Origin of the sequence: Cryobacterium tagatosivorans, from assembly GCF_004402215.1 — a bacterium.
Lineage (GTDB): Bacteria > Actinomycetota > Actinomycetes > Actinomycetales > Microbacteriaceae > Cryobacterium > Cryobacterium tagatosivorans.
Genome location: NZ_SOEZ01000037.1, coordinates 1 through 24868, shown reverse-complemented (window position 1 = coordinate 24868; position 24868 = coordinate 1). Strand labels below are relative to the sequence as shown.

The window sequence follows — 24868 nt, the reverse complement described above, 5'->3', positions numbered from 1 at the left end:
GCCTTCAGCCTTGGTGCACTTCGCAGGCGCAGTACATGTTCCGACACGTGTAGCAAGCGGGCATCAACTTGCAGCGGGGACAATCATCGCAGTTGACTGGCTCTGTGTGCCGGTCGGCATCCACCGCCGTGTAGGGCTGCAGGCACTGGTAGCACATTGGCCGCGCACTGTCGTCTCCCCGGTCGCGCACGTCGATGTCCGCCATCAGAAGTCACCCACGCCCGTGGCCATCAGGCCAGCCATCAGCAGGACCGCGATCCCGGTCAACAGATCCGTACGGATGCGGGGAACGAAGTGGGCGATCGTGCGGCCGATCTGGTGTCCGGCGAACGACATCACGACGGTGGTGAACGCGAACAGGAGGGGCGCAAGCCATGGCGTGAAGCCTGCGAGGCCGAGGGCCGCGCCCCCGGCCACGTTGTCGAGGCTCAACGGCACGGGCAGCCACCGCCTGGCCATCTTCATGTCAGGGTCCACCCGCTCGGGTGACCGGATCGCTTTAACGATGAGCCACACGCCGTATCCGGCAAGGCCGGCCGCCCCGATTATCTCGGCCGTGTCGGAGATCTTGGTGCTCAAGAACGCACCAATCAGCATCCCGACGAGCGGTGCCAGGCCATCCCACACGCCGAAGATCAGGGACGTCTTCATGGACTGGCGCCAGGTCGGTTTGAGTCCACCGAGCACGATCGATGTCCGAAAGTTGTCCATGCTGAGGACGAATCCGAGTGCTATCAGCGCGATCATGCTTTGCCCTTCAACACGGTGGGGGACAGCGGGACGGGCGTTCTCGCCATCCTTTCCTGCGTCGCCGCGGTCGCCCGTTTTTTCGTGCGGATCACCTTCGAGCGGGGAGTCAGCGAGCCGTCCTGCGGCCGCATCGGGTCGTTTGCTGCCTCCACCGCCGCTTCGACCAGACCGTGGTCGGGAGAGAGGTGACAGACCGGGTCAGTCCGGGCGGCGTCGCCGGTGAGTGCAAAGGCCTGACAGCGACAGCCGCCGAAGTCGATCTCCTTGCGATCACAGCTGCGGCACGGGTCCGGCATCCACGCGTCGCCGCGGTACTGCTGAAACAGTGGTGCCTCCTCCCAGATCCACTCCAGAGGGTGCTCGCGCACGTTGGCAGGGGGTATGTCAAGGGCGCGGGCCAACTCATGCGCGGCCGGGCATGGCAGAGCCTCGCCGTTGGGAACCACGGTGAACTGGCGACTGGCCCAGCCGTCCATGCAGGGCTTAGGGTACTTGCTGTAGTAGTCGGGGATGACGTAGATGATCTCCATCTTGTCCCCGAGCCGCTCTCGAGCCTCCCGTACCACCGCCTCCGCGCGCTCCAGCTGGTCCCTGCTCGGCAGCAACTCGTCGCGGTTGTGCCCTGCCCAGCCTGCATACTGCGTGTTTGCCAGCTCTATGCGGTCGGCCTCCATCGCCACCGCCATATCGAGGATGCCGCCGATCCGGTCGATGTTCTCCCGGTGCAGCACAACGTTGAGGGTGAGTGGCCAGCCCAGCTGCTTGACGAGCCGCGCGGCCACCTGCTTGCGCTCGAACGAGATAGTGCCGGCGATCTTGTCGGACAGGTCGCGCTCATCGGCCTGAATGCTGAGCTGGACGTGGTCGAGGCCTGCTTCGCGGAGTTGCTCGGCGCGACGGGTGGATAAGCCGAGCCCGCTAGTGATCAGGTTGGTATACAGGCCCAGGTCGGTGGCGCACTGCACCAAGTCGACGATGTCGTGGCGCTGCAGCGGCTCGCCGCCCGAGAGGTGCAGCTGAAGCACACCCAGTTCGGCGGCTTCGGTAAATACTCGTTGCCACTCCTCGGTACTCAGCTCGTCACGATAGGCGTCGAGCTCGAGCGGATTGGAGCAGTAGGCGCATTGCAGTGGGCAGGCGTATGTGAGCTCAGCGAGCAGCCCGTAGGGCTTATCCATGGTGTACCTCCATACCGTGCTTGGTGACGAGAAGGGCCACGAAGCTTCGGACGTCGTTTTCGGCGACCTGGTCGTATCGGCCGCGCAGTTCGGCACTGATCTCTGCGACAGTCCGCTGGGCGTCGCACAGCTCCACGATCGCGGCGCCGGTGGCGTTGATGACCCAAACCGTCTCCGGTGAGAGCAGCGCGTATTCCCCGCGCGCGGCATTGAAGGCCAGCCGCACGTGCGGCGCCAACCGCGGCCGGGCGTCCTCGTCAGTGATTTGCATAAGGCTGGTCAATCGCATCGAGCATGCTCCACAGCACGTCGCACTTGAAAGACAGCGCCGCCACCGCGGCTGCCTGCGTTTCTGGGGTGACGCAGTGCTTCCGCACGATCTCAAGACCGTGCTCTGAGTCGCGGGGCGCCTGGGTAATGCGCGCCCGGAAGTAGGAGAGACCCTCTGGGTCGATCCAGGTGTAGTAGCGTTCGAATGCCGCGAGCCGCTCTGCCATCAGGTTGGGTGCGAACAACTCGGTCAGCGAGGATGCCACCGCCTCCACCCATGGCCGGCTGCGCGTGAAGGTGACGTAGGCATCGACGGCGAATCGCACACCGGGGAGCAGGTGCCGTGAATCCTCGACCTCTTCACGGGTCAAGCCAACGGACTCGCTGAGACGCAGCCACGACTCGATCCCGCCGGTTCTCTCCGTGGTGCCGTCGTGGTCAATGATGCGCTGGACCCAGCGGCGCCGTACCTCACGGTCTGGGCAGCTGCTGAGGATCGCCCCATCCTTCCGGGGAATGTTCACCTGGTAGTAGAAGCGATTGGCCACCCACCCCCGGATCTCCTCGGGGCTTGACTGTCCTTCGTTCATCCGACGATGGAAGGGATGCTCGCTGTGGTACTGCTTGGCGTGCGCGCGGAGCGTCTCCTCAAGTTCATCGGGTGTGAGTAGTGCCGTCATCATTGCTCCTTAGATCTGTAGTTCAAGCCCGTCCACGGCGACTTCCATGTCATGCCGGTCGAGATGCAGTCTTTCCGGCGAATCGTCGAGCAAAATCGGATTGGTGTTGTTGATATGGATGTAGATCTTGCGATCGATGGGTAGCGGCGACAGCAGCTCCAGGCTGCCGCCCGGCCCATCGATCGGTACATGTCCCATGTCGCGCGAGGTCTTGCTAGCCAGGCCGAGGCTGGGCATCTCGTCATCACGCCAGCAGGTGCCATCGACCAGCAAGGTGGAGCAGTCCGCCAACTCTTCGAGAATGTCGGGCGTAAGCTGCTGCACGCACGGGAGATAGACCAAGCTACGACGGCTGGTGGTGTCGGTGACGCGGTAGCCCACGACCCGACCTTTCGCCGCAGCCCCGGTGAAGCGCATCCGCTTCTTGGTGGGGACGTCGAAAGCGCAATACGACAGCCCGTCGCCGAGCACCACCTCGGTGCCGGGGACCACCGGCCGCCACGTGACCGGACAGTACGCTTCGAGCGTCCGCAGTATCCCGGTTCCGGTGGTGAGGGTCTCGTACACCGACTCCGTCGCGTGAACCTCGAGTCCGCGACCCTCCCGCATCAGGAGCAGGCCGAGCGTGTGGTCGAGCTCGGCGTCGGTGAGTAGAACGGCCTGCAGCCGAGCAACTTGGCCGTCGTCGGCATGAAGGGCGGGGAAAGACTCTATGTGTGACTGGATGTCCGGTGAGGCGTTGAGCAGGAACCACTGCTGCCGGTCAGCGCTCACCGCGATGGACGACTGAGAGCGTGGGACGCAGGGTCGCGAGCCGCTCCGTGCCGCGCGGCACTGAGGGCATGCGCAGTTCCACTGCGGGAACCCTCCGCCGGCTGCCGATCCCAGTACGCGTGCCCACATCACCATCACACCCTTTTCGCTGTGAATCCGGTGGGGTGCCGGGCCAGGTTGGCCCAGCACCCCACCGGGTTCGATTACATGCCCAGGGTGTCCGCGTAAGCGGTTACCTCAGCGGATACGCGGATTTCCGCGAGCGTGGGCGATTCCCACTTCTGCAGATTGTTGTCAACGATCATTTTCTTTTTTCCTTTCGATCTCTGGATGGGTACTTGGATAGGAATCAGCCGGGCAGGGCGAAGGCGATCAACGCGCTGCCGTGGCCCGCGCCGAGCATTCCGGGAATGATGCCTTCGAGCCATCCACCCCAACCAACTGGGACGACGACATACTGCTTGCCGTCGACGCTGTAGGTCGAGCAGCTGCCGTGGTGGCCGCTACCACACTGGAACTCCCATAACTGCTCACCGGTTCGGGCGTCCAGTGCGACGAACTCACCGGTCGGGGTGCCCGCGAACACCAGGTCGCCTGCTGTAGCAAGCACGGACGCGGCCATGGGGTAATCGATGCGCCAGCGCCACTTCTCCTCACCATGGGTGTCGAACGCGCTGACCGACCCGGCCATGTCGTCGATGTCCACCACAACAGCAGCGCCCCAATACGGCATGCTCTCCTTGAACTCCCGACGCCGCCGGGTCGCGGTAGCGCCCACGTCGGCCACTGGCACGTAGAACAGCTCGGTTTTCGGGCTGTACGCCGCGTGCGTCCACTCCTTCGCACCGGCCGGGCCGGGGTAGAAATGGACCGGTTCGCCCTCCTTGTCCGGGTACTTCCGTGGAGTCACCTTCCCATCTCGGGTGATGACACCCCAGTCGATCCGGTCAACGAAGGGAGTGACGTGCTGCAGCTCACCGTTGGTGCGGTCCAGCACGAAGAAGTAGCCGTTCTTGTCGAAGTGACCCAGCAACTTCTTGCCATCGCGCTCGAACAGGGTCATCTCCATCGTGGAGTCGTAGTCCCACAGGTCGTGCGGAGTGAACTGGTAGTGCCACTTGATCTCACCTGTGTCGACGTCCAGCGCGACAACGCTGTCGGTATAGAGGTTGTCTCCCTCGCGAACCCCGCCGTCGAAATCCGGTGCCGGGTTGCCGGTGCCCGCGTAGTACAGGTTTGTCTCCGGGTCGAAAGTCCCAGTAACCCAGTGGTTCCCACCACCGCGCTGCCAGGCCTCCCCGTCAGCGGGCCAGGTCTCCGAGCCCGGTTCGCCAGGCTTGGGCACGGTGTAAGTGCGCCAGCGCTGCTCGCCGGTCTCCAAGTCCCAGGAATCGATGTGGCCACGCACACCGAACTCGCCGCCGGCGCTGCCAGTGATGAGCATGTCCTTGATGACCGTCGGAGCGAGCGAGGCACTCTCACCCGAGCGCACGTCGCCGATGGTCTTCTGCCACACCCTCTCGCCGTTGGTTGCGTCCAACGCCACCAACTGGGCGTTCGGGGTCACGAAGTAGACCTTCCCATTGGCCACCGCGCAACCTCGGTTGACGTTGCCACAACAGAGCGAAACATCGAAGGGCACCGCATGCTTGTAGCGCCAGAGCTCCTTGCCCGTCACCGCGTCGAGAGCCCAGAACCAGCCATCCCAGCCAGTGACGAACATGACGCCATCCACGATCAATGGGCAGGTCTCGAATGCGTAAGTCGACGCACCTGCAATGTGACCAGACTGCCCAGCCTGGAAGATCCAGGCAGGAGCGATCTTGCTCACGTTCTCGGTGTTGATCTGGTCCAGCAGGCTGTACCGCTGCCCGTCATAGTCACCGTAGTAGGTGAGCCAGTTCTGCGACTCCGAACGCGCCTTCAGGAGCCGTTCGTAATCGACGTTGTCCGTCACCGCGGGCGCGATACCGGGCATGGCGCTCAGTGCGCTATGGTTGATCGCCTCGCCAGCGTCCACATATTCTATTGTCATCGGTTCAATCCCTTTCTATTCCTATGGGCGGGGCTGGTCGGGGCGATCCAGCCGGGCTTCTGGGGGAACCTCGCCCCGCACAACGATTGCGGCGGTCAGACCGCGGCCCTCGTCATTGCCTCCCGGCGAGCTGTACCAGTAGTAGCCCGGGCCATCCAGACGGATCGTCGCCCGGCCCTTCCCGTGGTTCACCAACCCGAGGTACTTCGGGCCGCCATTACTCGGCAGCAGGCAGGAGTGCGTGTTCTTGTCATCGTTGATGACCGTCAGCTCAAGATCACCGCCATGCGGCAGGACCAGGATCGCTGGTTCCCAGCAGATCGAGTCTTCCGTGATCCGGATCGTCGCCTCCATCGTGCCGTCAGCACGCTCGGTCGCCTCCGCGATAGAGCCGTTCGCCAACACTCGACCCATGGACGCCTTGTTCTGGCCATCCAAGCCGAGCCTGGCCAGTAGATCGGAGCGTTCTTCAGTAATTATTTCTTCAGCAATTAGTTCTTCAGTAATCGTCACTGGACATCACCTCTTCATTGAAATCACATACGTGATTACCGAACTCTTTACGCAACAGCAAATTCAGAGTCCGCTCGCTCATCCGAGCCAGTTGAGGGATAACCGTATGCCCACTCAAACGGCGACGATCAGACACAACCGCCGGACCGTCACACCATGCCGCTCAGCCGCTTCAACGTGCCGCTCGTCCCGAACCGTCGCGGTTTTCATGCCGCCGTTTCGTTGGCGGCTTCGTCTTGGAACGAGCCGTTTGATCCCGTATTCCTCGGGCGGGACGGGCCCGAGGGTGCCGTGGAGCCGCCTGTTGTTGTACCAATCGACCCAGTCGAAGGTGAGGGCATCGACGTCATCCAGGGTCCTCAGCGGGCCCGTCGCGAAGGGTGGTTCTTCGTGATGGATCATCCCGGGACGCACCGGCCGTTTCATTTTGACGTGCGGAAGCGACCCGGAGTGGGGAATTTCAAACTTATCGTGCACCTAGCGATCACGGAACGCCGCCAAAGAGCACCAGAAGTCACACGGCACCGTTCACCGACCCAGATCGGGGTATCGATTGCGGCTCCCGTGCTGCCCTGTCCCGGTGATGTGGGCAGGGCAGCCCCCGGAGGGTGGGTTATGCCAGAGGGGCCTTGGCGCCTGCTTCGGCGACGGCCTGGTCCTGTTCGCCGGAGCCGCCGCTGACGCCGACGGCGCCGACCACTTCGCCGTCGCGGGTGAGTGGGATGCCGCCGGCGAAGATCACGATCCGGCCGTGGTTGCTGGCGTGGATGCCGTAGTACTGCTGGTTGGGCTGGGAGTTATCGCCCAGATCCTTGGTCTGGATGTCGAAGGCCCGGGCGGTGAAGGCTTTGTTGATGGAGATGTCGATGCCGCCGAGCCAGGCGCCGTCCATCCGGACGTGAGAGATGATGTTGCCGCCGGCGTCGGCGACGGCGATGTTCATGGGCTGGCCGATCTCCGAGGCCTTGGCCTCGGCGGCGGTGATGATGGTGCGGGCGTCCGCAAGTGTCAGTGTCATGATGGTTCTCCTCGATCGGTGGGGGCCGCGGATGTCTTCCGCGGCGGGGTGGTTGGACGGGTAACGGGGGCAGGCACCGGGCGTCCCTATGCCAGTGCTCCCATGGGGTCCCAGGCAGGCAGCACTGTGGGTTCGGCGTCCAGCGCCTGCCGCAGCTCCGGGGACAGCCGCAACTTGTTGACCACGACCTCGAAGACGTACTCGTCGAACCAGTTGTCCGCCATGGTGAAGAAACCCTGGTCGCCGGCTTCGTCGCCCCAGCTGTTCTCCACCCGCCAGCGGCGCGTTTCGCCGTCGAGCACGTCAACGCCGGTCAGGAGCATGGCGTGGGTCATGGCCGATTCGCCAAAGCGGACACGCGCCTCCTTGTCCATGGCCAGTTCGGCACCATAGAGACCTGCGTAGTCGTACAGTCGGGCATCCCAGATGCCGTCCTTGCGGACCATCTGCGGGCCCACGTCGCACCCGAACCAGACCGGTTCCCCGTCCAGGATGGCGTCCTTGGCCAGGCGCTTGGCCAGGTCGATGTCCACGTTGAGGTAGAGCACCGGTTCCGCGTCGACCACATTGCCCAGGTGCTCGACGGTCAGGGTGGTTCCCTTCGGATGCTCCGTCCTGGGGTCGTCGACCAGGCAAACGTAGTCATCGAGGTTGATGGTGGTGTACTTGGCCAGGAATTGTTGCGGCGTCAGGATGCCCTCGCGGTGGAAGGACTTCGCATCATCGGTGTAGTCCCAGTCGACGGCGGACGGCGGGGTGCCCAGGTGCAGGGCGAGGATCCGGTGGACGTCGGCGATGATCCGGGCCTTCGCCTGTTCCTGCCCGGCTGTGTCGCCGTCGTGGCGGAGCCGGCGCAGCTCCTGCGCCCCGCGGCGCAGGAGGGAGCGCAGGACAGCGTTCATGCGGCCCGTGTTGGAGGAGGACTCGGTTTCCGGCATGGCCGACTTTGGCACGGCCCCGTATTTGCGAAAGATGTTCACCGCCATGTTCCACTGGCCGCCGTCGCCCAGGACGGTCTGCAGCAGGTACTGCACCAGGCGGTCGTCTTCGCCGCGTTCAGCGGTTTCCAGGATGGACTCCAGGAAGTAGTTGGCGCGCTCCAGCTTGTCGAAATACATGGCGTAGTTCTGGGAAAACTCGAACTCCTTCATGCCCAGGGTCTGCTTGGCGCCGACCCGCAGCAGGTTCAGGGCCGCGAAGAGCCAGCAGCGGCCGGACTTCTTTTGATTGGTGACTTTCCAGTCGTCGATGCGGTTTGAAACGGTGGTGGACAGGGACGTTGCCACCTGGTGGTCAATGGCGAGCTCATCGACGCTGATGCGGACAATGGCATTTTGCCTCTGCTTCAGGACGGGGTCCGCCGAGAAGGACTCGTGCAGGGCCGTGAGCTGCCCGGTGGTCAGGGACGCGACGGTAAGGTCCATTGAAGTAGTCATGCCGTCCACCTTGCCACATCCGTTAAAGCCGGCACCGTGACCGCATCCTTGATGATGAACGGCCCGGCCCGACGAGCGAAGAGCCCGCTGAGGACATGAAAACCGGGACGTTTCAGGACGAGCGGCACGTTGAGGCGGATGAGCGGCATGGTGTGACGGTCCGGCGGTTGTGCCGGGTCGTCGCGGTTCGAGTGGGCATACGGTTGTCTCTCAACTGGCTCGGATGAGCGAACGGACTCTGAATATGCCCGTTGCGCAAGGAGCTCGGTAAACACGTATGTGATTTCAATGAGGAAGTGATGTCCAGTGACGATTTCTGAAGAACTAATTACTGAAGAAGGCTCCGATCTGCTCCCCGGCGTACATCGCGGTGAGCGCTGACCGGGCCGCACTGCTTCCTGTTCAACGCCTCACCGGACATCCAGTCACACATTGAGTCCTTCGAGGCTCGCCTGAAGGAGTAGCCATGTCTGGAAGCCCTGACGCCTACGTCGACCGTACGTACAACCAGACCGTGAACGCGCGTCAGTCGCCCAACCCTCGGAATCATCCCGCGGAAAGTGGGAAGTCACATGACTGGTGGCCCCATAGGCTCGACCTGAGGTGCTTGGCTCGACCGAACCGCGCCGCCAATCCGTTGGGCGAGGACTTTGACTACGCCAAGGAGTTCCTCTCCCTGGACCTTGAGGACCTGGCACGCGATGTGGACGAGGTGTTGACGACCTCGCAGGACTGGTGGCCCGCCGACTTCGGACATTACGGACCGCTTGTGCTGCGGATGGCCTGGCACAGTGCTGGCACCTACCGAGTCGGTGACGGTCGGGGAGGTGCCGGCGCGGGAATGCAACGCTTCGCCCCGTTGAACGGCTGGCCCGATAACCGCAACCTGGACAAGGCGCGCCGACTCCTGTGGCCGGTGAAGAAGAAGTACGACTGCAAGATCTCCTGGGCCGATCTGATGATCTTCGCGGGTAACCGTGCGCTGGAATCGATGGGCTTCACGACCTTCGGGTTCGGCGGTGGCCGGGAGGATGCATGGGTGGCCGACGAGACCTACTGGGGTCCAGAAGACAAGTGGTTCGCCGATCAGCGGCACAGCGGCATCCGGGATCTTGAGAAGCCCCTGGCGGCCAGCGAGATGGGACGGATCTACGTCGATCCGCAGGGTCCATGCACGGTGCCGGATCCGACAGCCGCCGCACGCGACATTCGTCAGACGTTCAGTCGCATGGGGTTAGACGACCAGGAGACCGTCGCGCTGATTGCGGGCGGGCACACCTTCGGCAAGAGCCACGGTGCGGCCGACCCCGGCACCTGCCTGGGGCCCGAACCCGAAGCCGCGCCGCTCGAGCAACAAGGCCTGGGCTGGGCAAGCCACTACGGAACGGGCACCGGTGCCGACACCATCAGCAGTGGGCTCGAGGGGATCTGGACACCCACCCCGACCACATGGGACAACAGTTTCCTCGAGTCGCTGTTCGCCTACGAGTGGGAGGTGACGCTCAGCCCTGCCGGGCTATGGCAATGGATCCCGAGCGACGGTGCCGGTGCCGGCACCGTCCCGGACGCTCACGACCCGTCCAAGACCCATGTCCCGACGGTACTCACCACGGACCTCGCATTCCGGGAGGATCCAGTATACGAGGCGATCGCACGGCGATTCCTGAAGAATCCAGACCAGATGGCGGATGCGTTCGCACGGGCCTGGTTCAAACTCACGCACATCGACATGGGGCCAACCCAGCGCTACCTGGGGCCACTCGTCCCGTCCGAACGACTGATCTGGCAGGACCCGCTGCCCGACGTCGACCACGAGCTCGTCGATGCTGACGACATCGCCGCGTTCAAGAGCCAACTGCTCGAGTCGGGCCTGGCGGTGGGGCAACTGGTCTCCACCGCGTGGGCTTCGGCTTCCACGTTCCGAAACAGCGACAAGCGCGGTGGGGCGAATGGTGCCCGCATCCGTCTCGAACCGCAGCGACGCTGGGAGGTCAACGAGCCAGAAGCGCTGGCCACTGTCCTGGGCACACTTGAGCAGATCCGCAAGCAGTTCAACGATTCCCAGCGTGGCGGCAAGAAGATCTCGCTTGCCGACCTGATCGTGCTTGGCGGGTGCGCCGCGGTCGAACACGCTGCTGCCAGGGCCGGTCACGACATCGAGGTCCCGTTCCGGCCGGGACGCACGGATGCGACGCAGGAGTGGACCGACCCCGAACGGTTCGCCGTGCTCGAACCGACATCTGACGCATTCCGCAGCTACCTCGGCACAGGCAACCGACTACCATCGGAAGTTCTGCTCATCGAGCGTGCGGGCCAACTCACCCTGAGTGCCCCCGAGATGACAGTGTTGCTCGGCGGCTTGCGCGTGATCGGCGCCAACCACAGCCGATCCCCCATGGGCGTGCTCACCTCGACACCGGGCTGGTTGACCAACGACTTCTTCGTCAACCTGCTCGACATGGACACCGTGTGGGCGCCGATGCCAGACGATGCCACGACGGAGGCGACCTACGAGGGCCGCGACCGACACACTAACGAGCTCAAGTGGGTCGCAAGTCGCACTGACCTCATATTTTCGTCGAACTCTGAGCTGCGTGCCCTGTCGGAGGTCTACGCGAGCCAGCACGCTGAAAAGAAGTTCATACGCGACTTCGTGTCCGCGTGGCACAAGGTCATGAATCTTGACCGGTTCGACAGGTGACGATCCCACCCGGGCCATTCTGGCAATACGTCCGTCGAATTGCGAAGCGCGGATGCGGCACCGAACCTGCGCAGCCCTCGTCGCGGCCATTCCTACAGCGCCGACTGCGATACTCAAGACGATGGCCGAGCTCACTGGAGTGAGCCCTGTCCGAAGGGGATGCGATGCGAAACGCCAGCGAGCACGAACCGGGCGCGCTTCCCCGTCCGAAGGGGCAGCCCGGCCCTGTGACCGAGATCCGCTGGGAGGAGGCCGGAGAGCAGCGCTCGGCGCTCTGGCGCTCGGAGAGCGGCTGGGCGCCGCCCCGGCGGGTCGTCATCGCCGACGACAAGCTGACCGCCGATGTCGCCTACCGCCTGGCGAAATCCGGTACCGGGATGCTCTGGCGCGGCGACTTCCTCGGCGCCCGCCAGCTACTGCAGGCCCTCGGCCGGCGGATCGACCGCGGGCGGCGACCGGCCGACAAGGACCTCACTGCGGCCTTCCGCCGCGCCAGGAGCGAGGCGCTCACCCGCGCGCAGCTGCTGGGCCTGGTGCTCATCCCGCTCGACGCGGACTACACCGTCCCGCTGCGGCGAGCGCCCGACGTGCGCCTGGCCTGCACCGAAACCTACGGGCCGGCCGAGGGGCCGTCGGTGACCTCGCTGCGAGAACTGATCGGCGTGATCGGCGCGCATGAGTGGCGCACGAAGGGCGTGCCGGTCCCGGCGCTCGGCGACCGGATCCACCCGCACTACGGCGTGTTCTCGCCCATCCGCGGCGAGTACCTCGAGCTGGTGCGGTCCGCGCCGCTCCCCGCCGACAGCCTGGCCTTCGACATCGGCGTCGGCACCGGCGTGCTCGCGGCCATCCTGGCACGGCGCGGCGTCAACCGCGTCGTCGGGACGGACCAGGACCCGCGGGCGCTGGCCTGCGCACGGGAGAACATCGAGCGGCTGGGGCTCGGCGACCGGGTGGACATCGTCCAGGCAGACCTCTTCCCGCCGGGACGGGCGCCCCTGGTCGTCTGCAATCCCCCCTGGATCCCGGCCACGGCGGTCACCTCGACCGACTTCGCCGTCTACGACCCGGACAGCCGGATGCTCCGCGGCTTCCTGGCCGGTCTCGCCGACCACCTGGAACCTGCCGGAGAGGGCTGGCTGATCATCTCTGACATCGCCGAGCTGCTCGGGCTTCGCTCCCGCGCGGAACTCCTGGGCATCATCGAGGATGCCGGCCTCGAGGTCGTGGACAGGCTCGACACCCGGCCCACCCACGCCCGCGCTTCCGACGCGAGCGACCCGCTGCACGCCGCCCGCTCGGCGGAAGTCACCTCACTCTGGCGGCTGCGCGCCAGATCGGCCGAGGCCTGAGGCCAGGCGCCAGCGGGCCCAGGGCCAGACGCCGTCCATTTCGACCTCGAGCGAGAAGCTCAACAGGATTCGGATGAGCACGATCGCCCCGAGGATCAGGACGCTCTCCACGGTCGAGGTGACGAGGATCGTGCGGATGATGTCGGCCACGATCAGCACTTCGAGGCCGAGCAGGATGGCCTGGCCGAGGTTGCGGCGCAGGCCCTGGTACGCGGCCGCCCGCGAGTCGGGCCGCAGCGCCCTGGGCACGGCGACGATGAAGGCGGCGGCCCCGCCGAGCACCATGATGCCGGCCCCGACCGCCTCGACGACCAGCACCACTGCCGAAATAACCTGCTCGAAGGTCATGGAGCTCGCTCTCGCCGTCTGGGGCGACGATAGCACCGCGCCTCCGACAAGTATTATCGGCCCATGGGCGTCTCGATCCGTGGACGCCGCACGAGAGGAGGCGGGGCATGGACGTCCATGACATCGCGGGCCTCCTCAGCGAAATCCTGACGCTCGTCGGGCTGCTGCTCGGCGGGGGGCTCTACCTCACCGGCCTCGCCGTGCGCGACCTGCGCGGCCGTTGGGTGCGCACCGAAGGAGTGATCGCCGGCGCGGGAGCGGGAGCGGTCATCCGCTGGTTCGACGGCACCGGCGAGGTGCACGAGTCTCCGGCGACGACGCACGAGACCGCCCGGCTCGAACCGGGCGACGACGTGCCGGTCTGGTTCCGTCCCCGGTCGCCCTCGCGGTGCCGCACGTACGCCCCGGATCACGACGGCAAGGCGCTGCGGCTGACCGGGCTCATCCTGCTGGGCGTGGGGGTCGCGGCGGGCATGCTCGGCTTCGTGCTGCTCTTCGTCTAGACCCCTGCTCCGCGCTCCAAACCTCTGCTACGCCCCGTGAGGGGTCGCAAATCGACCTTCGCCCGCCGTTTTAAGGTCGATTTGCGACCCCTCACGCGCCAGGTCAACGCGCCCGGTAGCGGGCGCGCACGTCCGGCTCGAGGTGCTCGGTGGCGTAGCTGAGCGCCGTGCGGGCCATCCGCCCGGCATTGGCGTCGAGGAAGGCGAGCAGCAGCGCAGGGTCGACCTTGCCGACCTCGCGGAGCATCCAGCCGACGGCCTTGTGGATGAGGCTTTCCTTGTCACCGAGCAGTTTCTCCGCGAGCGCGAGCGTCGTTGCCGTGTCGCCGTGCGCCAGGAACGCCGAGCTGGCGAGCATCGCGACGCGGCGCTGCCAGAGGCTGTCGCTGCCGGCGAGCTCGAACAGCACGTCGCGCGGTCGGTCGACGAGGTACTCGCCCAGCAGGGTCGGGGCCGACACGTCCACGAGGTCCCAGTTGTTGACGACCCCGCGACGCACGGCAGCCAGGTAGAACTCCGAGAGCCTCGTGCGCTCGGCCTCATCCCGGGTGCGGGCGCGGCCGGCACGCCGGAACCGGCCGACCAGGATCAGCAGGGCCGCGAGCCGGTGCTCGTGCACCTCGCTCCTCAGGAGCTCCTCCACCTCCGGCAACGGCAGCGCGACGAAGCCCGCGGCGACCTGCCGGATGTCGGGCAGGCGCAGGCCGATGAAGACGTCTCCCTCGCCGTACTGGCCCGGCCCGGTTTGGAAGTACCGCGCGACCAGGATGGCCCGCTCGGGGTCGGCGAGGGCGTCCAGCGCCGCGCGGACCTCGACGGCCGTGTGCGCCTGCGCAGAATCCGTCATGCCGGCACTCTAACCCGGTGTTTTCTTGCGAGAGGTCGCAAGAAAACACCGGTCGGCCCCGGATACTCTGTAGATGGCGCAGAAACAGCGCCATTCGCTGCCGCGCTCGCGGCCGTTTACGAGGACGGGAGGTTCCCATGTCGAATTATGTTGCTGAAGCACTGGTCGGTGAGCCCGAGGTTCTCGAGGACGTCCAGGCCCTCCCCGCCTGGCTGAGCCTCAAGGCCGCCGCGACGGCCCTGCAGTCCGTGCAGGCGCAGGACGGCTCGATCCCCGAGACGTCCGCACGCACGGATGCCGCGGCCCACGTCGCCGTGATCACCGCCGCCATCCGGGAACTCGCTCCGCTGTTCCCGCACGACGCCGCCTATCTCGACGCCGCCGTGGTCGACTTCGACCGCTGGGTGTCGGAAGACTTCGGCGTGCCCGACTTCTACGACTCGCTGATGGCCTTCCAGCCGCAGCAGCACCGGGTCGACGGGCTGCGCCACCTAGTGGTCTTCCCGATGTACACGCAGAACGGCAGCTCGAACCGCCTGGTCGAGGCCGTGCTGATCGCGGTCATCTGGCCGGCGTTCATTGCCGAGCTGGAGCAGGAGTACACGAACGGCCTGTTCGTGCCCATCCGTTTCCTCGACTTCACGCCCGGTTACGACACCAACTCCGCGGTGCTCTTCCCCGAGACGGTCGCCATGCGCGAGATTCCGACGTTCACCTGGGGGGCGATCTTCCAGGACCGCGAAGCCGCCCGGTACCGCCGGGTGGTGCGCGCGGCGGCCGAGATCACCCGCCTGGAGCTCCCGGAGGAGGCCGCGGCGCTGCTCGACGACCAGCAGCTTGCCGAGGAAACCTTCGTCATGTGGGACCTCATCCACGACCGCACACACATGCGCGGTGACCTGCCGTTCGATCCGTTCATGATCAAGCAGCGGATGCCGTTCTTCCTCTATTCACTCGAGGAACTGCGCTGCGACCTCACCGCGTTCCGCGAATCGGTCAGGATCGAACGCGACGATTCGGCCAGCCCGGAGGCGCGCAAGCACGCCAGGCTGGTGCAGTACGCCGTGATCTTCGACCGGATTTTCCGGTTCTCGATCACCGGCAGCCGGACGCGCAACTACGACGGTCTCGGCGGCCAGCTGCTGTTCGCGTGGATGCACCAGCACCACGTGCTGCACTGGACCGACACCCGGCTCACCTTCGACTGGGATGCCGTCCCGGGCGTGGTGATCGCGCTCGGCGCGCAGATCGACGAGCTGTACTGGGCGTCGATCGACCGCCCGAAGAAGGCGCACTGGCTGGCGGCGTACGAGATGATCACGGCCACACTGACCCCGAACCCGGCTTCGGCCTGGGCTCGCGGGCTGCCCCTCGAGGTGCTCGCCGGTCCGCCGAAGGGTTACACCGACCTGGTGATGGACGACGAGTTCCCGTTGTCGATGTTCTTCGAGGCGCTGGACAAGAAGATGAAGTCGGTCATCGAGTCGACCGTGGGAATCACCGCGCGTGGCTGATGGCCCCACCGGGCCGTCGGCGCCTGCCGTCGCTGGTCGCACCGTGCTCATTGCCGGTGCGACCAGCGCGGCCGGTCTCGCCGTGGCCGCGGCCCTCTCGGCCGCCGGCGCCCGGGTGATCGCGGTCGGCTCGAACGCGGAACGCCTGGCCGGTTTGCGTGACCGCGTCACGGACGCCGCGACCTACGTCTGCGACCTCGGCGACTTCTCCGCGGTGACCGCCCTCGCGGCCACCGTGAAGGCCGAGCATGGCCCGATCGACGGGCTCGTCCACCTCGTCGGCGGATGGCGCGGCGGGGGCGGCCTGGCCGGCCAGACCGACGAGGACTGGGCGTTCCTGCACGGCCACGTGCTGACCACCCTGCGCAACACGACCCGGGCGTTCAACCAGGACCTGCTGGCCTCCCCCGCCGGGCGGCTCGCCATCGTGTCCTCCGTCTCGGTCGACAAGCCCGCCCCCGGCGGCGCGAACTACGCGGCCGCCAAGGCCGCGGCCGAGACCTGGACCCGCGCGGTCGGCCAGGGCTTCGCGAAGGCGGCCCCGGATGCCGCGGCCGTCATCTTCGTCGTGCGGGCCCTTGAGGGGCTCGAACCCGAGCTCGCCACGGCCGTGGTCGGCCTCTGGGACGCGCCCGCCGCATCCGTCAACAACACCCGCGTCCCACTCGCCGCCTAGCCTCAGGCGAATGGGCCAAGATGGAGGGGTGACTCAAATCCATGACCTGAACTCGCGCGGCTTCGCCTCAGACAACTATTCGGGCGTGCACCCCGAGATCCTCGAGGCCATTGTGAACGCCAACGGCGCCCACCAGATCGCCTACGGCGAGGATGTCTACACCGCACGGCTGCAGGAGGTCTTCGCCGAGCACTTCGGCGACGGCGTCGAAGCGTTCCCCGTGTTCAACGGCACGGGCGCGAACGTCATCGGACTCCAGTCGATGCTGCCGCGCTGGGGCGCCGTGATCTGCACCGCGACCGCGCACATCCACTCGGATGAGGGCGGAGCCCCCGAGAAGGTCGCCGGCATCAAGCTGCTCCCGGTCCAAACGCCCGACGGCAAGCTCACCCCGGAGCTCATCGCCCAGGAGGCGTGGGGCTGGGGCGACGAGCACCGCGCCCAGCCGCTGGTGGTCTCGATCACGCAGTCCACCGAACTCGGCACCGTGTACACGGCCGCTGAAGTGCGCGCGATCGCCGACTACGCCCACGCGAACGGCATGAAGCTGCACATGGACGGCGCGCGGATCTCCAACGCGGCCGCCGCGCTCGGAGTGCCGTTCCGCACCTTCACGCGCGATGCCGGGGTCGACGTGCTGAGCTTCGGCGGCACGAAGAACGGCATGATGTACGGCGAATGCGTCGTCGTGCTGAACCCGGACGCCTCCGAGGGCCTGATCTACCTGCGCAAGCTGAACATGCAGCTGTCCTCCAAGATGCGCTTCATCTCGGCCCAGTTCATCGCGTTGCTCGGCGGAGACCTGTGGCTGCGCAACGCCGGCCATGCCAACGCCATGGCCCAGCGGATGCGGCTGGCGCTCGAACACGGGATCGCCACGGGGTCGATCACCGGCGTCCGGTTCAGCCAGCTCAGCCAGGCCAACTCCATTTTCGCCGTGATCCCGCCCGGCGTCGGCGACCGACTGCGGGAATCCTTCCGCTTCTACGACTGGGATCCGGCGACCGGCGAGGTGCGCTGGATGTGCGGCTTCGACACGCGCGAAGAAGACATCGACGCCTTCGTCGCCGCCCTGGAGCGGGAACTCGCGGTCCGATGAGCGTCTTCGCCGCCAGGCCGTGGCTGAGCGCCTACGCGCCCGGCGTGCCGACCGCGGTCGAGTCGCCGACGCAGACCCTCGTCGACATGATCGACGGCTCGGTTGCCCGGTTCGGCGACCGGATCGCCCTCGACTTCTTCGGGGCGACCACGAGCTACGCACGCCTCGGCGACCAGATCGCCCGGGTGGCGAACGGGCTGCGACGCCTCGGCGTGAAGCCGGGCGACCGGGTGGCGCTCGTGCTGCCGAACTGCCCGCAGCACGTGGTCGCGTTCTACGCGGTCCTCCGCCTCGGTGCGATCGCCGTCGAACACAATCCGCTCTACACCGAGCGTGAACTCCGCCACCAGTTCGAGGACCACGGCGCGAAGGTCGCGATCGTCTGGGACAAGGTCTACGCCACCGTGCGCGACTTCCCCCAGGACATGGGCGTGTCGAAGATCATCGCCGTCGACCTCACCCAGGCGATGCCGCTCGGCAAACGGCTGCTCCTGGGCCTGCCGATCCCGAAGGCGCGCGCCTCCCGATCGGCGCTGACCGCTGGTCGCCTCCCGTCGGACGCCCTCGAGTGGGATTCCCTGGTCGGCTCGCGCCGGCTCCGCCCGTCGCATCAGCGGCCCGGCGTCGGTGACATCGCCGTGCTCCAGTACACGAGCGGCACGACCGGCGCCCCGAAGGGCGCCATCCTCACCCACTTCAACCTCCGCACCAACGCCCTCCAGGGCGAGGCCTGGGTGCGGGGACTCCGCCCCGGCGAGGAGGTGGTCTACGCGGTCCTGCCGATGTTCCACGCCTACGGCCTGACCCTCTGCCTGACCTTCGCCATGAGCACGGGCGCGCGCCTGGTGCTGTTCCCGAAGTTCGACGAGGGCCTGGTGCTGGATGCCGCCCGGCGCACCCCGCCGACGTTCCTGCCCGCCGTCCCGCCGATTTACGACCGGCTGGTCACGGCCGCCGCGAAGCGCAAGGTGAGCCTGCGGAGCATCCGTTTCTCCATCTCCGGAGCGATGAGCCTGCCGGTTGCGACGGTCGAACGCTGGGAGGCCGCCACCGGCGGGCTGCTGGTCGAGGGCTACGGGATGACCGAGACCTCCCCGGTCGCGCTCGGGAACCCCATCGGGCCGAGCCGGCGCCCCGGCACGGTCGGCGTCCCGTTCCCGAGCACCGAGATCCGCGTTGTCGACCCGGACGATCCCACCGCCGACCGCGGCTTCGACGAGGAGGGCGAACTGCTCATCCGCGGGCCGCAGGTGTTCTCCGGCTACTGGAACCGGCCGGAGGAGACCGCCGAAGCGCTGCTTCCCGGCGGCTGGTTGCGCACGGGTGACATTGTCAAGGTCAGTCCCGACGGCTTCGTCACCGTCGTCGACCGGATCAAGGAACTCATCATCACCGGCGGGTTCAATGTCGCCCCGTCGGAGGTCGAAGCCGCCCTGCTCTCCCATCCCACCGTGAAGGATGCCGCCGTCGTCGGGCTGCCGAGCGCCGGCGGCGGCGAGGACGTCGTGGCCGCGGTCGTGCTCCAGCCGGGCGCCAGCCTCGATGTGGGCGCCCTGCGGGACCACTGCCGAACCCGCCTGTCCGCGTACAAGGTCCCGAAGAACGTCGTCCAGGTCGAAGACCTGCCTCGTTCCCTGATCGGCAAGGTGCTGCGCCGCCAGGTGCGCGAGAGCCTCACCGAGGCGTAACCCGGGCGCGTTTCATGCGAGTGCATGGAATAGCCGGGCTCGATTCGCGTTGAACCAACTGGGTCAGTGTTGCCCCGCCACACTGATCCGACCGAAGGACGCACCATGACGCTCATCACCGATTCCATCAGCCGCGCCGCCGACACGGCCTGGCCCATCCTCCCGGTGCTCGCCGGGCGCTGGAGCCCGCGCGGCTACGATTCCGCCGCGGTCATCGACGAGGACACCCTGACCACCGTGCTCGAAGCCGCCCGCTGGGCGCCGTCCGCCAGCAACATCCAGCCGTCGCGGTACATCGTCGCCCGCCGCGGTTCGGCGAGCTTCGGCACCATCCACGCCGCCCTGATGGGTTTCAACCGGGCCTGGGCGGATGCCGCATCCGTCTTGATCGTGAACGTCGCCGAACTGGACATCGACGCCACCCGGGTGAACCCCTGGGCCCGGTACGACCTCGGCCAGGCCGTGGCGCACCTGACGATCCAGGCGCAGCACGAAGGCCTGCACACCCACCAGATGGGCGGCTACGACGCCGCGGCGCTCGCGCTGGCCTTCGGGCTGGCCGACAACCAGGCGATCGTGTCGATCACGGCCATCGGCGTGCTCGCCCACGTCGACACGCTTTCGGCGGAGCTGCTCGAGCGCGAGTCCGCGCCCCGCACCCGCAAGCCCCTCGCCGACCTGCTGCTCGTCAACGACTGATCGGCCGGTCCGCGTTCAGTTGCGGACAAGGGTCCTTCAATTCGCTGGGGAAGGTACTTTCTCCGCAACTGAATGCCGGGGAGCGTGTCGAGTTTCGCTAGGCGGCCAGGCGCGCCTGGGAGCGGCGGGCCAGGCGCACGGCGCCATCCGGGACCTTCGTGTCACGGTTCAGCCGTGCCCCGTGGCCGATGCGCGCGTCGGCGCCGATCCGCGAGTGGCTGCCGATGCGCACGTCATTGCCGATGACGGCTCCGCGGCCCACGTGCACGTCATCCCCGATGAACGCCAGGTTGCCGATCCGGGCGCCGCGGTCGATCCAGGTTCCCTGGCCGATCCAGCCGCCACGGCCGACGCGAGCCTCGGCCTCCACGTACGTGGTCGACGCGATGAACGTGCTCGTGTCGACGGTCGCCCCCGGGGCCACCAGCCCGCCGCCATTGGCGTGCCGACGGTACTTCGTGACCGTGCCGGCGGCGTCTTCTACTTCTTCGATCTTCCTCGTCATTGCCTCTCCTGGGACGCGCGGTGCGCGTCGCTGTTCGATGCTTCAACGCCGGGAAGGCTCATTTGATTCCCCGGGTCCCGCAGCCGGCGCCAGTTGAGTCGCGGAGAAAGTACCTTCCGACCCCGGCGAAGGTACTTTTCCCGCAACTCAGCGCCGGGCGCGGCGCTGGGGAGGCACCCCCTACGGGCGGAGCAGCACCTTGATGGCGCGGCGTTCGTCCATGGCGGCATAGGCTTCCGCGACATCCGTCAGCGGCAGTTCGAGGTCGAAGACCCGGCCCGGGTTGATGGCGCCGGAGAGCACCTCGGGCAGCAGCTCCTCGATGTAGCCGCGCACGGGAGCGACGCCGCCGTTGAGGCCGACGTTGCGGCCGAACAGCGGGCGCACGGCGATGGGGCCGCCGGTCGGAACGCCGACGTAGCCGACCATGCCGCCGGGCCGGGCCGACTCGATCGCCTGGTCCATCGATTCCTTGGTGCCGACGCATTCGAGAACGCAGTCCGCGCCGATGCCGTCGAAGAGCTCGCGGATGCGGGCAACGCCGGCCTCGCCGCGCTCCTCGACGATGTCGGTCGCCCCGAATTCGCGGGCGACGGCCTGTCGGTCCGCGTGGCGCGACATGGCGACGATCCGGGATGCGCCGAGACGCTTGGCCGCGATGATGGCGCACAGTCCGACCGCGCCGTCGCCGACGACGACGACCGTGCTGCCGGCGGTCACGCCGGCAGAGACGGCGGCATGGTGGCCGGTGCCCATGACGTCGGCCAGGGTGAGCAGGCCGGGTACCTGGGCGTCGCCCGGCATCGACGGGGTCGCCACGAGCGAGCCGTCGGCGTGCGGCACGCGCACCTTCTCGCCCTGGGCGCCGTCGGCGAAGCCACCGAGCCGGTCGTCGGAGCCCCACCAGCCGCCGTTCAGGCAGGAGGTGCTCACGCCGTTCTGACAGTTGATGCAGGTGTTGTCGCAGTCGTAGAACGGCGCGATGACGAAGTCGCCCACGGCGATCGTCTTCACCTCCGGGCCGATCTCCTCGACCACGCCGACGAATTCGTGGCCGATCCGGTGCGGCTCGGTCGTCGGCTGCACGCCGCGGTAGGGCCAGAGGTCGGAACCGCAGACGCACGCGGCGACGACGCGCACGATGGCGTCACCCCCGGTGGACAGGGTCGGGTCGGCTACTTCTTCCAGGCGGACGTCTCGCTCGCCGTAAATCACTGTTGCACGCATCCATCGAGCCTAACTGCACCCTGGGCCGCGGGCCCGGCGTTCCGCCATCCGCGAAAGCGCAGGTCGATGACGGGGTCTAGCCTCGCTCGGCGATTGCTTTCACGCTCGCCACGAGGCTGTCCCACATGCCATTCGAATGCTCGGCGTCTTCGGCGCTCGCGTTGTTGTCCTGCGAAAGCGTGAGCCGTGTCGCCCCAGCCTTGCCCTCGAGGAACTCCTTGATCGCGTCGGGATCAGTGAGCACGGACCACACGCGCCCCGTTGGCGCGTTGATCGTGGTCGTCGAGGTCGCGATGTGCTGCGCGGTCATTGAATTCTCCTTGCGAGGTTGAGAACCTGGCGTCCGGCCCGATGCCGGGGCTAGAGCTCGACGTCGTCGATGTCGTCGTCGCCGGCGGATGCGGGCGCCGCGGGGGCGGATGCGACGGTGAGCGAGTCCCCGTCCGGCGCGAGGTCCACCCGCACGGTGTCACCGTCCCTGACCGCGCCGGACAGGAGCGCCCGGGCGAGCCGGTCGTCGATCTCCTGCTGCATCAGCCGGCGCAGCGGACGCGCCCCGTAGATCGGGTCGTACCCGCGCTCGGCCAGCCAGGCCCTGGCATCCGGGGTCACGGCAAGTTCGAGCCTGCGCTCCGCCAGCCGCCGCTGCAGGCGGTCGACGTTCAGCTCCACGATCTGGCCGAGGTCCTCCATCGACAGCGAGGAGAAGACCACGATGTCGTCGAGGCGGTTGATGAACTCCGGTTTGAAGGACTTGCGCACGAGGTCCCGAACGGCGGCCTCCTTCTCGTTCGGCGTCATCGACTGGTCGACCATGAACTGCGAACCGAGGTTCGAGGTGAGCACCATGATCGTGTTGCGGAAGTCAACGGTGCGGCCCTGGCCGTCGGTCAACCGGCCGTCGTCGAGCACCTGCAGCAGCACGTCGAACACCTCGGGGTGCGCCTTCTCGACCTCGTCGAACAAGATCACCGAGTACGGCCGACGGCGCACGGCCTCGGTCAGCTGGCCGCCCTGCTCGTAGCCGATGTACCCGGGGGGCGCCCCGACCAGGCGCGACACGGAGAACTTCTCGCCGTACTCGCTCATGTCGATGCGGACCATGGCCTTCTCGTCGTCGAAGAGGAAGTCGGCCAGGGCCTTCGCCAGCTCCGTCTTGCCCACACCGGTCGGGCCGAGGAACAGGAACGACCCGGTGGGCCGGTCGGGGTCCGAGATGCCGGCGCGGGTGCGGCGCACGGCATCGGCGACCGCGCGCACCGCCTCCTTCTGGCCGATCAGCCGGTGGGCGAGTTCGCCCTCGAGGTTCAGCAGCTTCTCCGTTTCGCCCTGCAGCAGGCGACCCACCGGGATGCCGGTCCAGGCAGCGACCACGGCGGCGATGTCTTCGGCGGTGACGTGGTCGTTGACCATCCGCGGGCCCTCCGACTCGGTCTTCTCCGCGGCGGCCAGCTCCCGCTCCATCACCGGGATGTCGCCGTAGAGCAGGCGGGATGCCCTCTCCAGGTTCCCGTCGCGCTGGGCGCGGTCGGCCTCGCCGCGCGCCGCGTCGAGCCGCTCCTTGAGTTCGCCGACCCGGTTGAGCGAGGCCCGCTCGGTTTCCCAGCGAGCCTGCAGATCGGACAGTCTGGCCTGGCGTTCGTCGAGGTCCTCGCGCAGCTTCTGCAGGCGTAGCTTGGACGCGTCGTCCTTTTCCTTCTTGAGGGCCAGCTCCTCGAGCCTCAGCCGGTCGACGCCGCGGCGGAGCTCGTCGATCTCCACCGGCGCCGAATCGATCTCCATCCGCAGCCGGCTCGCGGCCTCGTCGATCAGGTCGATGGCCTTGTCCGGCAGCTGCCGGGCGGTGATGTACCGGTTGGACAGGGATGCCGCGGCCACGAGCGCCGAGTCGGCGATCGACACCTTGTGGTGGGCCTCGTAGCGCTCCTTGAGCCCACGGAGGATGGCGACGGTGTCTTCCACCGACGGCTCGTCCACGAGCACCGGCTGGAAGCGGCGCTCGAGCGCGGCATCCTTCTCAATGAACTCGCGGTATTCGTTCAGGGTCGTCGCGCCGATCAGGCGGAGTTCCCCGCGGGCCAGCATGGGCTTGAGCATGTTGGAGGCCGCCACGGAGCCCTCGCCGCCGCCCGCACCCATCAGGGTGTGCAGCTCGTCGACGAAGGTGATGATCTCGCCCTCGGCGTCGTTGATCTCCTTGAGCACGGCCTTCAGCCGCTCCTCGAACTCCCCGCGGTACTTCGCGCCGGCGACGAGGGCCGCCAGGTCGAGGGAGACGAGCTGCTTGCCCTTGAGCGAGTCGGCGACGTCACCGGCGACGATGCGCTGGGCGAGCCCCTCGACGACGGCCGTCTTGCCCACGCCGGGCTCGCCGATGAGTACCGGGTTGTTCTTCGTGCGACGGGTGAGCACCTGGCTGACCCGGCGGATCTCGGCGTCCCGGCCGATGACCGGGTCGAGCTTGCCGCTCCTGGCGACCTCGGTGAGGTTCACCCCGTACAGCTCGAGAGCGCTCTTGGCTTCTTCCTGGGGCGGCTGCTGTCCGGCTTGCATCTCGATCTCCTTCAGAGTTGAGTCCAACTGGCTCAAGTTTATCGAGGTCGGGCTCGTCCCGCTAGGGCGACTCACTCCGGGCCTCTCAGCCGCGCGTGAGAGACTGGAGGTCGACTTACGTACGGATTTCCTCCCACTATGGCCCATACCCTCAGCTCCCACGAGATTGCCCTGCTCGTCGGCAGCCAGGCCTTCTCGCGCGGCGAGCGCTACGTGCGCAACGGCCACGTCGAGAAGCAGACCTGGTTCGGTTCCGGCACCCAGCTCTTCGGCCAGGTGCGGGGAACGCGCCCCGAGCCCTACTCGGTGACCGTGTCGTTCACGGTCAACGCCGCCGGCCAGGCCAGCCGGGCGGCCGGCGTGTGCACGTGCCCGGTCAAGCGCAACTGCAAGCATGTTGCCGCCCTGCTCCTGGCCAGCCGGAACTCCCGGACCGCCGGGCCGGCCGCCCCGGCGCGGGAGGCCGGCGCCGCTGCTCCGGGCGGCGCGGGCAAGCTCGGCG

General features: G+C 67.1%; 27 protein-coding genes. 9 read left to right on the top strand and 18 right to left on the bottom strand.

Annotated features, from left to right (window positions below):
* Positions 1–204: 204 nt before the first annotated feature.
* The 12 genes from E3O23_RS07040 to E3O23_RS18080 form a co-directional block, all read right to left on the bottom strand.
* Positions 205–747 carry a manganese efflux pump MntP gene (locus E3O23_RS07040; protein WP_134489516.1) on the bottom strand — a complete coding sequence of 181 codons (543 nt, stop codon included), beginning with the start codon at positions 745–747 and terminating at the stop codon, positions 205–207.
* On the bottom strand, positions 744–1928 hold the full coding sequence (gene pqqE, locus E3O23_RS07035; RefSeq protein ID WP_134489514.1) for a pyrroloquinoline quinone biosynthesis protein PqqE: 1185 nt from the start codon (positions 1926–1928) through the stop codon (positions 744–746). The genes E3O23_RS07040 and pqqE overlap by 4 nt, the downstream gene beginning before the upstream one ends.
* Entirely contained in the window at positions 1921–2199 is a 279-nt protein-coding gene (gene pqqD, locus E3O23_RS07030; protein ID WP_134489512.1) for a pyrroloquinoline quinone biosynthesis peptide chaperone PqqD, read from the bottom strand. The genes pqqE and pqqD overlap by 8 nt, the downstream gene beginning before the upstream one ends.
* Entirely contained in the window at positions 2186–2878 is a 693-nt protein-coding gene (pqqC, locus tag E3O23_RS07025) for a pyrroloquinoline-quinone synthase PqqC (RefSeq protein WP_166790438.1), read from the bottom strand. The genes pqqD and pqqC overlap by 14 nt, the downstream gene beginning before the upstream one ends.
* Before the next feature lie 9 nt (positions 2879–2887).
* Complete coding sequence (gene pqqB, locus E3O23_RS07020) at positions 2888–3781, bottom strand: pyrroloquinoline quinone biosynthesis protein PqqB (RefSeq protein WP_134489530.1); 894 nt, start codon at positions 3779–3781, stop codon at positions 2888–2890.
* A 74-nt stretch (positions 3782–3855) separates the two neighbouring features.
* Positions 3856–3957 (bottom strand): pyrroloquinoline quinone precursor peptide PqqA, encoded by a 102-nt coding sequence (pqqA, locus tag E3O23_RS18850; RefSeq protein WP_134489508.1) that lies wholly within the window; start codon positions 3955–3957, stop codon positions 3856–3858.
* Positions 3958–4001: 44 nt separating this feature from the next.
* Entirely contained in the window at positions 4002–5672 is a 1671-nt protein-coding gene (locus E3O23_RS07010; protein WP_198415150.1) for a PQQ-dependent dehydrogenase, methanol/ethanol family, read from the bottom strand.
* Positions 5673–5708: 36 nt separating this feature from the next.
* The gene (locus E3O23_RS07005) at positions 5709–6200 is read right to left on the bottom strand and encodes an MSMEG_3727 family PQQ-associated protein (RefSeq protein WP_198415149.1); all 492 of its coding nucleotides are present in this window, start codon (positions 6198–6200) and stop codon (positions 5709–5711) included.
* A gap of 114 nt (positions 6201–6314) precedes the next feature.
* Entirely contained in the window at positions 6315–6602 is a 288-nt protein-coding gene (locus tag E3O23_RS18770; RefSeq protein ID WP_166790437.1) for an integrase core domain-containing protein, read from the bottom strand.
* 211 nt (positions 6603–6813) lie between these two features.
* Complete coding sequence (locus E3O23_RS06995) at positions 6814–7218, bottom strand: GlcG/HbpS family heme-binding protein (protein WP_134489502.1); 405 nt, start codon at positions 7216–7218, stop codon at positions 6814–6816.
* A gap of 86 nt (positions 7219–7304) precedes the next feature.
* Complete coding sequence (locus E3O23_RS06990; protein WP_198415148.1) at positions 7305–8654, bottom strand: C1 family peptidase; 1350 nt, start codon at positions 8652–8654, stop codon at positions 7305–7307.
* A complete protein-coding gene (locus E3O23_RS18080) occupies positions 8651–8803 on the bottom strand; it encodes a hypothetical protein (RefSeq protein WP_166790436.1) in 153 nt (50 codons plus the stop codon). Before E3O23_RS18080 ends, E3O23_RS06990 begins: the two co-directional genes overlap by 4 nt.
* Positions 8804–9120: 317 nt before the next feature.
* Between E3O23_RS18080 and katG the strand changes: the two genes are divergently transcribed.
* Both katG and E3O23_RS06980 read left to right on the top strand, forming a co-directional pair.
* Positions 9121–11355 (top strand): catalase/peroxidase HPI, encoded by a 2235-nt coding sequence (katG, locus tag E3O23_RS06985; protein ID WP_134489500.1) that lies wholly within the window; start codon positions 9121–9123, stop codon positions 11353–11355.
* Between the two features lie 164 nt (positions 11356–11519).
* The gene (locus tag E3O23_RS06980) at positions 11520–12707 is read left to right on the top strand and encodes a methyltransferase (protein ID WP_134489498.1); all 1188 of its coding nucleotides are present in this window, start codon (positions 11520–11522) and stop codon (positions 12705–12707) included.
* Here E3O23_RS06980 and E3O23_RS06975 read toward each other — a convergent pair.
* The gene (locus E3O23_RS06975) at positions 12669–13055 is read right to left on the bottom strand and encodes a DUF1622 domain-containing protein (RefSeq protein ID WP_134489497.1); all 387 of its coding nucleotides are present in this window, start codon (positions 13053–13055) and stop codon (positions 12669–12671) included. The genes E3O23_RS06980 and E3O23_RS06975 overlap by 39 nt on opposite strands.
* A 107-nt stretch (positions 13056–13162) precedes the next feature.
* Between E3O23_RS06975 and E3O23_RS06970 the strand changes: the two genes are divergently transcribed.
* Entirely contained in the window at positions 13163–13558 is a 396-nt protein-coding gene (locus E3O23_RS06970) for a DUF3592 domain-containing protein (RefSeq protein ID WP_134489495.1), read from the top strand.
* A gap of 103 nt (positions 13559–13661) precedes the next feature.
* Here E3O23_RS06970 and E3O23_RS06965 read toward each other — a convergent pair whose 3' ends face one another.
* On the bottom strand, positions 13662–14405 hold the full coding sequence (locus E3O23_RS06965; RefSeq protein ID WP_134489493.1) for a DNA alkylation repair protein: 744 nt from the start codon (positions 14403–14405) through the stop codon (positions 13662–13664).
* Positions 14406–14542: 137 nt separating this feature from the next.
* Here E3O23_RS06965 and E3O23_RS06960 point away from each other — a divergent pair, with 137 nt between their 5' ends.
* The 5 genes from E3O23_RS06960 to E3O23_RS06940 all read left to right on the top strand — a co-directional run bounded on the left by E3O23_RS06960 (position 14543) and on the right by E3O23_RS06940 (position 20081).
* The gene (locus E3O23_RS06960; protein WP_134489491.1) at positions 14543–15919 is read left to right on the top strand and encodes a DUF6421 family protein; all 1377 of its coding nucleotides are present in this window, start codon (positions 14543–14545) and stop codon (positions 15917–15919) included.
* The gene (locus tag E3O23_RS06955) at positions 15912–16595 is read left to right on the top strand and encodes an SDR family NAD(P)-dependent oxidoreductase (protein ID WP_241983365.1); all 684 of its coding nucleotides are present in this window, start codon (positions 15912–15914) and stop codon (positions 16593–16595) included. The genes E3O23_RS06960 and E3O23_RS06955 overlap by 8 nt, the downstream gene beginning before the upstream one ends.
* A gap of 10 nt (positions 16596–16605) precedes the next feature.
* Positions 16606–17694: a threonine aldolase family protein gene (locus E3O23_RS06950; protein WP_134489489.1), complete on the top strand. Its 1089-nt coding sequence runs from the start codon at positions 16606–16608 to the stop codon at positions 17692–17694.
* Entirely contained in the window at positions 17691–19382 is a 1692-nt protein-coding gene (locus E3O23_RS06945; protein WP_134489487.1) for a long-chain-fatty-acid--CoA ligase, read from the top strand. Before E3O23_RS06950 ends, E3O23_RS06945 begins: the two co-directional genes overlap by 4 nt.
* A 105-nt stretch (positions 19383–19487) precedes the next feature.
* Positions 19488–20081, top strand: a complete 594-nt coding sequence (locus E3O23_RS06940) for a nitroreductase family protein (RefSeq protein WP_134489485.1) — start codon at positions 19488–19490, stop codon at positions 20079–20081.
* Positions 20082–20178: 97 nt separating this feature from the next.
* On the opposite strand, the gene E3O23_RS06935 is transcribed toward E3O23_RS06940, so the two are convergent.
* The 4 genes from E3O23_RS06935 to E3O23_RS06920 all read right to left on the bottom strand — a co-directional run bounded on the left by E3O23_RS06935 (position 20179) and on the right by E3O23_RS06920 (position 24366).
* The gene (locus tag E3O23_RS06935) at positions 20179–20586 is read right to left on the bottom strand and encodes a transferase (protein WP_134489483.1); all 408 of its coding nucleotides are present in this window, start codon (positions 20584–20586) and stop codon (positions 20179–20181) included.
* A 180-nt stretch (positions 20587–20766) separates the two neighbouring features.
* A complete protein-coding gene (locus E3O23_RS06930) occupies positions 20767–21813 on the bottom strand; it encodes a zinc-dependent alcohol dehydrogenase family protein (RefSeq protein ID WP_134489481.1) in 1047 nt (348 codons plus the stop codon).
* A gap of 76 nt (positions 21814–21889) precedes the next feature.
* Complete coding sequence (locus E3O23_RS06925; protein WP_134489479.1) at positions 21890–22123, bottom strand: hypothetical protein; 234 nt, start codon at positions 22121–22123, stop codon at positions 21890–21892.
* A gap of 50 nt (positions 22124–22173) precedes the next feature.
* Positions 22174–24366: an ATP-dependent Clp protease ATP-binding subunit gene (locus E3O23_RS06920; RefSeq protein ID WP_134489477.1), complete on the bottom strand. Its 2193-nt coding sequence runs from the start codon at positions 24364–24366 to the stop codon at positions 22174–22176.
* Positions 24367–24504: 138 nt separating this feature from the next.
* On the opposite strand from E3O23_RS06920, the gene E3O23_RS06915 reads away from it, so the two are divergent.
* Positions 24505–24868, top strand: a 364-nt coding sequence (locus tag E3O23_RS06915) for an SWIM zinc finger family protein (RefSeq protein WP_134489475.1), incomplete at its 3' end; no start/stop codon positions are given.